General features: G+C 62.3%; 7 protein-coding genes. 5 read left to right on the plus strand and 2 right to left on the minus strand.

Features of this window, described 5'->3' with window-relative positions; genetic code table 11:
* The first annotated feature begins 91 nt into the window (after nucleotides 1-91).
* Nucleotides 92-358, plus strand: coding sequence for a hypothetical protein (locus ACZM8Y_RS09080; RefSeq protein WP_479858402.1), 267 nt, complete (start codon nucleotides 92-94; stop codon nucleotides 356-358).
* Between the two features lie 683 nt (nucleotides 359-1,041).
* Here ACZM8Y_RS09080 and ACZM8Y_RS09085 read toward each other — a convergent pair.
* On the minus strand, nucleotides 1,042-1,464 hold the full coding sequence (locus ACZM8Y_RS09085; protein WP_479858401.1) for a hypothetical protein: 423 nt from the start codon (nucleotides 1,462-1,464) through the stop codon (nucleotides 1,042-1,044).
* Between the two features lie 294 nt (nucleotides 1,465-1,758).
* On the opposite strand from ACZM8Y_RS09085, the gene ACZM8Y_RS09090 reads away from it, so the two are divergent.
* From ACZM8Y_RS09090 to ACZM8Y_RS09105, 4 genes are all read left to right on the plus strand, one after another.
* Nucleotides 1,759-2,640, plus strand: coding sequence for a YitT family protein (locus tag ACZM8Y_RS09090; protein ID WP_479858400.1), 882 nt, complete (start codon nucleotides 1,759-1,761; stop codon nucleotides 2,638-2,640).
* 808 nt (nucleotides 2,641-3,448) lie between these two features.
* Nucleotides 3,449-4,060, plus strand: a complete 612-nt coding sequence (locus ACZM8Y_RS09095) for a TetR/AcrR family transcriptional regulator (protein WP_005027572.1) — start codon at nucleotides 3,449-3,451, stop codon at nucleotides 4,058-4,060.
* Nucleotides 4,051-5,088: an HlyD family secretion protein gene (locus ACZM8Y_RS09100; RefSeq protein ID WP_479858399.1), complete on the plus strand. Its 1,038-nt coding sequence runs from the start codon at nucleotides 4,051-4,053 to the stop codon at nucleotides 5,086-5,088. The genes ACZM8Y_RS09095 and ACZM8Y_RS09100 overlap by 10 nt, the downstream gene beginning before the upstream one ends.
* Before the next feature lie 24 nt (nucleotides 5,089-5,112).
* Nucleotides 5,113-8,205 (plus strand): efflux transporter outer membrane subunit, encoded by a 3,093-nt coding sequence (locus ACZM8Y_RS09105; protein ID WP_482330703.1) that lies wholly within the window; start codon nucleotides 5,113-5,115, stop codon nucleotides 8,203-8,205.
* Nucleotides 8,206-8,429: 224 nt separating this feature from the next.
* On the opposite strand, the gene ACZM8Y_RS09110 is transcribed toward ACZM8Y_RS09105, so the two are convergent.
* A partial coding sequence (locus tag ACZM8Y_RS09110) for an aldehyde dehydrogenase family protein (RefSeq protein WP_489501712.1) occupies nucleotides 8,430-8,955 on the minus strand: 526 nt, incomplete at its 5' end.

An 8,955-nucleotide genomic window follows, 5' to 3' on the forward strand; every position in this document is an offset into this window, starting at 1 on the left:
TTGGACAAAGAAGACGTACAAACAGAAAATCTCACCTCAATGGAGGGGGAGTTTCCTGAAAAGGCATAACCGAAACCTAAAGGATATGACGATGCCGAAATTGCAAGCGGCGCGAGTGACGCAATGCGGATTAGATTTCGCGGTGGTGCTGGTCGACCCCAAGCTGTTTCTGAACTCCAGCGAACTGGAAGCGTTTTCGGAACGCGCCCAAGCCCTCTTTCCCGGCGTTCCGGTAGCGATGTTGAGTTACGATGATCTCAAGGTGACCCGCTATCACGGCCCGGATGATGTTGTGGCCTTCCTCAAGCAGGTGCGTGTGGTCAGCCTGCCGTGGGTTGAATACACCATCGGTGAATAAGTTGAAGGGGCCGGATCGTTTCGGCCCCTTTCTATTGTTTATTGGCTGTGTCATAGAAAATGGTTGACGCTTTTTTCCTTGAAGTTCCAAAGGAATAACCAACAGAATGCCTTAGCGTTGGATTCCGCAATAGGAAAACTGTATAAAAAAGCTGTATTTTCACCGCACTACATAGGAAATGGTTGATGCCTTATTTCTCCAAAATTCCAAGGGAATAGCCAATAAAATCCCCCAACCAGAGAATCCGCCAACGGAAAGCTTGGAGAAAAAGTCTCTATTTTCACCATACTGTGGAGATAAAACAGCCACATTCTAACAGAGACAGAGCCTTTCTCTTTAAAAAGCGGCTTCAAGGCTGGAAAGGGGAGAAAGGGAGGAAAAAGCGTGCCGTTATCGCTTGTTGAGGGAGAACCGGGAAGCACGCCGCCGAAGCGGCAGCCTCCCGGATTCCGAGGATATGACGTTGCAGGGCGAGCTAGTCGGCGAGCTTCTTGCCGATGAGTCCGAGAACCGTGCTAAGAAGCATGAAAGCGGCGCAAATGAGGATAACCTTCAATCCGAGATCCATAAGAACTCCTTGTCGTTTTTCAGGGAAGGGCGAAGTGTCCCGCCAAGGCGGGGCTAGCCGCCTCGCGGCTCCGGCACGCCCTTTTGGCGGCGTCCCTGACCGTGGGAAATGTGCGTTATCCGCAAGCCTTGATAGTGGAAACGAAGGAGATCCGATGGAAGGGCGGCGCGCCGGGGAGTGGCAGCATGCCACGGATTTCAGCAAGCTTGGGCAGGAGGAGATCCGCCCATGAGAGCGTCCTGAGCGAGCGCGTGCAGAGCGGATAGAGCAGGAGGAAAAGCAGGGCGAGGAGTGGGAACCCTGTTTCCCTGTTGAGTCCCCGTTCAGGGAGAAGAACCTTATTTGTTCGGATAATGGCGGCGACCTGCTCCGTTTCGAGGGGCAGGTATTCACTGGGGGAGAGGCTTATTGTGATGAGAGTGTCAAAAGAAGCATTTGCCCTCGGCACGTCAGGCGTGCAGAACAGCGTAAGCAGCATCAGTATGCTCAATAAACTCTTGATAAAGAGCCTGTTCTTGGCAAAGGGGAACAACGTCATGAGATCCGCCGTTAGGTTTGATTTGAGCATAACCCACGCAGGATAACAGGTCAATAGCCTAGGAAAAAAGCTATGTTACCTCTTTCAAAAAATGTTGCTCTTAATAGTGAAATAAAGAGTAATGAAGGGCGTTGTGAAGGCTGGAGCGGGAAAGGGGGCGAGAGGGGAGTGGCTCTTGTCCGGGCCGTGGGATACGCTTTCAGGGCGGATTGCCAAGGCTTTGGGGATGGCTTAAGGAAGGGGAGACATCTCTCTAACTATTTGTACAACATAGCTTTTTTACAGGATATAGATATGGGGCTTTTGAAGGGGCATGTGCTGCGGAACCCGCACCTGTCGTTACGGCGTGAGTGGCATACCCTGTTGGCCGCCACCCTCGGCACCTTGTTGACGTGTTTCGCGGTCGTCGGGCTGACGGTGCCGTATCAGTTCGCGGGCGGCGGCGTGCTTGGGCTTGCTTTGATCAGCAATTATGCGTGGGGGATATCCCCGGCATGGGTGCTCAGTATCGGCAACGCCGTCCTGTTGCTGTGGGGCTGGAAGGCGCTGTCCCTCCGGTTCGCGCTCTGGACGTTGTACGTGACGGCCCTGACCAGCGTGGCTATCCCTGCCTTCGAGCTGTTCCAGTATCCGGTTATCGGCAATACCATCCTCGCTGCGCTGCTGGCCGGGGCGGTGGGCGGGGTGGGCTTCGGGATGCTTTTCCGCGTGGGGGCGTCCAGCGGCGGGACGGATGTCATCGTCATGGTGGCCCGGAAGCGCTGGGGCGTGGATATCGGGTCAATGTCCTTTTATATCAATGTGGTTATCCTCTTCGCGTCCTTTGTGGTCGTGGATATCGAAAAGATCCTCATGGGCGGGCTTTTGCTGTACGTGGAGACGGTGACCATCGACAGGGTATTGAAATCATTCGACAGGCGCAGCCAGGTTTTGATCATCAGCAAGCGCACGCAGGACATCGCGGACTTTATCCTCAAGGAGCTTGATCGTTCTGCGACCGTCATCCCGGCGAAAGGGGCGTATTCTGATCGGCCCCATGACATGCTGCTTGTCGTGCTCACCCGGCGGCAGACAGTAGATTTGCGGCGGTATATCGCGGAAATCGACCAGGAAGCGTTCCTTATTTTCTCCGATGTGACGGAAGTGGTGGGGCTCGGCTTCAAAAACTGGGAGTGAGGCGGTACGGGCGCATGGCGCGTCGAATCAACATGCCGGGCGAGCCGGGGCCGTTTGGTTCCGCCCGTTCCCCCGCTTATCTTCTTCTCGGCGCTCGAAACGTCTCCTCGGACTGCTTTCCCCGAAAGGGAGTGCTTGTGCTCAGGCAGTGCCATGTACTGGATCGCGCATGGCTTTCCCAAAAGGTTGTGTCATAGAAAAAAGTTGATGCTTTATTTCTTGAAATTCCGAAGGAATAATCAATAAAATGTCCCAAGCACTGAGTCAATCAACGGAAAACTGGAGAAAACATCTGTATTTTCACTATACTGTGGAGATAAAACAACCACCTGCTATGCCAGAGCCTCCCAAAAAAGATGGATGTTGCCTATGGCGAAGTGCATTAAAATCAGATAGATATCTTATATAGCTGAGCTCCAAGACCTTTTTCCATCCTTGCCGCTGTTCCGTTCCCTGCCGCCCGCTGCGTGTGGCCTCTCCATCTTCCTCCTAGGAGACATTCTTCCGCCGCATCCTGGGGGTGGAAACCGCCGTTACAGTTTCTTCTTGGGATATATTGCGAGCGGGGGAAGCGGCTGAGGGGATGGAAGAAATCCTCTCCAACCTTGGCGCAGGGCATACAGGGAAGCGGGGAGGGCCGCTTGACAGCCCGGAATGTTAGTTATACTAACTCACGCGCTGCGGGGATTCCCTGCCCGCCCGCCGGGTTCGCGGGGGGCCCCTCCGCCAGCTTGCAATGTCAGGACTCCCCGCGCGGCTCCCCGCCGGGGCGGAGAGGGCAAAACGTTTTTCTTTCAGGATGGACGGCATGACGGCGAAACCGGGTACCACTTCCACGGCGGACCGCATCCTTGATGCGGCCATCGGGCTCATGAATACGAAAGGCTACAACCCCGTGTCTGTACGGGAAATCGCCAAGGCCGTCGGCCTCAGCGAGATGACCGTGTTCCGGCATTTCCCTTCCAAGTACGCCATGCTGATGGCGGCCATGCGCCGGGCGCCGTATGCGGAAATGATCGAGGACGTCTTCACCACGCATGTCCGCTGGGAGCTTGAGCACGACCTGCGCCATTTCATGCGCCGCTACATGGACATCGCCGAGCAGCGGATCGGCATCTGGCGGATTTATTTCAGCGCCATCGGGCAGATCGACGAGCACAGCACGGAGCTGGTCAGCGACGTCACCTCGTTCCGCGAGCGCCTGCGGGCGTATTTCGAGGAGATGATCCGGCGCGGGCACATCCGGCAGCTGGACAGCCTGTATGTTTCCTCGCTGTTTTGGAACCTCATTTTCGGCTTCGTCATGACGCTGGTGATCGGGCGCAAGCGCCCGGGGCTGGTCCGGGACGAATACATCGAAAACGCGGTGTCCGTATTCATCGGCGGCGTTGCCCCGAAGGAAGGCGAAGCATGGCGGTAAGCGTCAGAAAGCCCGTGCTGTATGCGTTCGGCGTGGTTTTGTGTGCGGGGATCATCGGCGGCATCTGGCTGTGGTACCGCACCCACTGCGTCCTGATCACCAACGACTCCCGCATTGAGGGGACGCTCGTCAGCGTGGCTTCCCGCCTGTCCGACAGGGTGGTGCAGGTCATGGTGAACGAGGGCGACACGGTGCGCAAGGGGCAGGGGCTCGTGCGCATCGACAGCCGCAGCGTCATGGCCCGCAAAGCCAAGGCCGAGGCCGCGCTCGAGCTTGCCAAGGCCCGCTGGGAGGACGCCAAGGCCGGGTTCCGGCGGCAGGAGATCATGGCGGCGCAGGCCCATCTGGATCAGGCGCAGGCCATGCTGGAGCGGGCGGGGCGCGACTTCCGGCGCATGGAGCAGCTTGCCCGCAACGACGGCGGGGTGACGCAGGCCGACCGGGACGCCGCGAGTTCCGCCTACCGTGCGGCGCAGGCCAACGTCGCCGCCGCGCAGGAGGAGCTTGCCCTCAAGAAGGAAGGCTCGCGCCCGGAAGTCATCCGGGCCGCCGAAGCTCAGGTCATGCAGGCGCAGGCCGAACTCGACGAGATCAACGTGCTGTGCCAGGACAGCGTGATCCCTTCCCCGGTCAACGGCGTCGTGGCCCAGAAGCTCGTGAGCGCCGGGGAACTGGTGGCGGCGGGGCAGAAGCTGTTTACGCTCGTCAATACCGACGACATCTGGCTCAACGCCCGCATCGAGGAAACCCGCATCGGGCAGATCCGCGTGGGGCAGGACGTGACGTTCACCATCGACGGCTATCCGGGCCGCACCTTCTCCGGGCGCATCTATGAGATCAACCCGGCGGCGTGCTCCGTGTTTTCCCTGATTTCCACCGAGAACGTCGCGGGCTACTTCACCAAGATCATGCAGCGCGTCCCGGTGAAGATTTCCCTGCCGCGCCTCGACAGCCCGGAAACGGACCCCGGCGAGCCCGAGGTGGTGTTCCGCATCGGGATGCAGGGAACCATTGAAATCCAGCTCTAACGCGGCGGCCCGGAAGGTGATGCCATGCCTGTTTCCCTGATTGCGGCGGGGGACGCCCTCGCCCGTTTCTTCGCCGCGCCGGAAATCGGCTCGGTCCCGCACCGGAGCGCCCGGCAGGGCATCCTGATCCTTGTGGCCTTCATCGGCGGGATGCTGCCGATTTCCAACATGGCCATGCTCAGCTCGGCCTATCTGGCGCTTTCCGGCGACTTCAACGCGGATCTCATCGACCTCGGGCGGCTGGCGCTCGGCAACCTCCTGATCATGGGGCTGGTGCAGCCGCTGGTAAACCACATCCATGCCGGGCTCGGCCTGCGCGGGGCGCTCTTCCTCGCGCTCTGCGTGGTGTCCGTGGCCGGGGTGGGGGCGGCCTCTTCCGGCTCGCTCACCGAAATGACCCTGTGGTACGCGCTGGCGGGGTTCGGGGGAGGGCTGTTCCTGAGCCTTTCCGCGCGCATCCTGTTTGTGGTCGTGCCCCCGGAATCGCGCAGGCTCATGATGGCGATCTGGAGCTTCTTCATCGGGTTCGGGTCCAACCTGAGCCCGCTGCTCGGCGGGTTCCTTGTGGAGTTCCTGACGTGGCACTCCCTGTTCCTGCTCTCGCCCGTAGTGGCGCTGCCGTGCCTCGTGATCCTCTTCTCCCTGCTGCCGGACAGTCGCCCCGCCGGGATGCCGCCGTTCGACTGGTGCTCGTTCGCCTTCCTCATCGCCTTCGCCGTGCCGACGCTCATCGTCGTGTGCTACGGGCAGACCTTCGGCTGGAACTCCTCGTTCATCCTGATCATGATTTTCTGCGCCGTCTCCGCGCTGTTCCTGTTCCTCGTCTCCTGCCTCAGCGCCGAGGCCCCGCTCCTGCACCTGCGCAACCTGCGCATCAAGGGCGTGGGGCTGGCGGTCATGGCGGCGCTCCTGCTCGTGATCAGCCATGTGGGGATGCGCATCCAGATGATCCTGTTCATGCGCAACGTGCTCGGCTACCCGCCGTCGGAGATCGGGCTCATGTTCCTGCTGCCGCTGTGCGTGTTCGTGCTGACGGTCGTCCCGACGGGCATCATGGTCGCCACGCACGGCAACCCCAAGCCCTTCCTCCTGGCCGGGATCGCCTGCATCGCCGGGGCCGGGCTCCTGCTCTCGCGGCTCGACGCCAACGCGGACTGGTGGCACATGGCGGTGCCGCTGGCCCTGCGGAGCTTCGGCTATGCGATGGGCAGCGCCTCGGCCACGCCCTTCCTGCTGCGCAACGTCCCGCCGGAGAAGCAGCCGCAGACGCTCCCGGCCATCAACAGCGTGCGTTTCTTCAGCATGTGCGTGTGCATGGGGTCGATCACCACCCTGAGCGTGCTCCTCAACAAGTGGTATTTCGCCCTCATCGCCGCGCAGGTGACGCAGGGCTCCTCGGCGGCTTCGGCTTCCATTTCGCGCTGGTCGGCGCTGTTCGCCGGGCAGGGGCTCTCGCCCTCCCAGTCCCGGCACGACGCGCTCCTCATCGTGTCCTCATCCATCAAAAAGCAGGCGTCCGTGTTTACCTTCGATCATCTCTTCCTCATCCTGTCGCTGGTGGCGTGCGTGGCTTTCGTGTGCGCCCTCCTGAGCCGCCGCGTGGACCCGCACCCCCATGCCGTGCGCGCCCATGCCCGGAATAGCCTGTCCCGCCTGTGGGCCGCCGTCCGGTCGCGGCTGCCGCGTCCCGCCTTCCCGCTGGCGGGGCTGCTCCTGTGCTGCCTGCTGGCGGCGGGGTGCACCCTCGGGCCGGACTACAAGCGCCCGGATCTGGATCTGCCCGCCGCTTCCGTTGCGGCGGACGAGCCCGGCGCGCTGTTCACCCGCGAACGCTGGTGGGAAGTCTTCCATGACGACACCCTGAACCGCCTTGAGGAGGCGGCCCTCGCGCACAACAGCAATCTGGCGCAGGCGATGGCCCGGGTCGAGGAGGCAAGCGCGGCGGCGGGCGTCGCCTTTGCGGATCGCCTGCCTGCCGTGGGCCTGCGGAGCCAGGACGGCAAGCGCCTGATGACGGAAGGGGAGGAGCTCACGCACCACTACGCCTCGCGGACGCAGGAGGCGTACAAGGCGGTCGGGTTCCTGAGCTTCGAGCTTGACCTGTGGGGCAAGTACCGCCGTCTGGACGAGGCCGCCCGCGCCGAGCTGCTGTCGACCGAAGCCGCCCGCGACACGATCCGGCTGGCGGTGGCCTCGGAAACCGCGCTGGCGTATTTTCAGCTCCGCACCTTGCAGGAGCAGGAACGGATCGCCGCCGACATGCTCAAGTCCTACGAGCGGACGTGCAAGGTCTATGAGACGCGCTACCGCCTCGGGCAGTCGCCGGAAACCACGCTGCGGCGGTTCGCTGCGGAACGCGACAAGACGCAGGCGCAATTGTATGATCTGGAGGAACGGCGCATCCGCTGCGAAGGCGCGCTTGCCGTGCTCGCGGGGTTCAGCCCCGCCGGGATCGTGGACGGGGCGGGGCGGGCCTTTCAGGAAGGCCGGACGCTCGGCGAACTGGCACCGCCGCCGGACGTGCCCTCGGGCATCCCTTCGGATCTGCTCCAGCGCCGCCCGGACGTCCGCTCCGCCGAAGGCCGCCTCATGGCCGCCAACGCCCGCATCGGCGCGGCGCGCGCGGCGTTCTTCCCGTCCTTCTCGCTGACGGCGGAGGGGGGCTACTCCTCGACGCATCTGGATCGGGTATTCCTCGATCCGGCGCGGATATGGAGCATCATGGGCGGGCTGGCGCAGCCGCTGTTCGAGGGCGGCAGGCTCACGGCGAAGCAGCGCATGGCGGAGGCCAAATACGAGGAAGCGCGGGCGGCCTATGTGGGGAGCGTACAGAACGCCTTCACGGAGACGCGCGACGCCCTCGCCGGGAACCGCATCAGCCGCAAGGCGCTCGCCGCCTGCACGGAGCGGGTGAAGGAGCTTGCGCGCAGCAACGAGATCATGGAAAAGCAGTATGATGCTGGCCTGAGCAGCGTTATGGACCTGCTCGACGTGCGCCGCCAGCTCTTGGCCGCCCGGCAGGAACAGGCCGAGGCGCGCCGCCGCCAGCTCGCCGCCGTGGTCGGGCTGTGCAAGGCGCTCGGCGGGGGCTGGACGGAAGCGAAGGGGTTTGAATGAGGCATTGGGGAAGGGAACCCTTCGGAAGGGATTCCCTTTCCCCTCCCGAACCAGCCTGCCTGCGCCTTCCGCCGCACGGGGCTTCCGTTCCGTTGCCGTCCCGGAATGTCCCGCCGGGGATGCGCCTTCCCGTGGGCTTTCGGCCGGGGAGGGGGCGGGCCGCCGGGTTCCGGGGAACGGGAACGTTCCGGCGTGGAAGGGCAGCGGCCCGCGTGGGGGAGGCTCTATCTGTCGAGGTTCAGGAAGATGGTCTTGGTTTCGGTGTACTGGTCGTGGGATTCGCGGCCCTTGTCCTTGCCGCCGAACCCGGAGAGCTTGTAGCCGCCGAAGGGCGTGGTGTTGTCGCCCTCGCTGAAGCAGTTGACGGAGACGGTGCCCGCCTTGAGCGCGCGGGCGTACTTGTGGGCCTTGGTGACGTCCTCGGTGAACAGGGTGGCCTGCAAGCCGTATGCGGTGGCGTTGGCGAGCCCTACGGCTTCCTCGTCGCTGTCGGCGGGGAGGATGGCGGTGACGGGGCCGAAGATTTCCTCACGGACGATGGTCATGTCCGGGGTCACGCCGTCGAAGATGGTGGGCGGGATGAACAGCCCGCTGCCGATGGCGAGGGGCGCGCCGCCGGTGAGGACATGCCCGCCTTCGGCCTTGCCCTTCTCGATGTAGCCCATGATGGTTCTGAACTGGCCTTCGCTCACGATGGAGCCGAGGTTGTTCTCGGGATCGAGCGAAGGCCAGTTCAGAACCATCAAGATC

This window comes from Bilophila sp. (assembly GCF_057864385.1).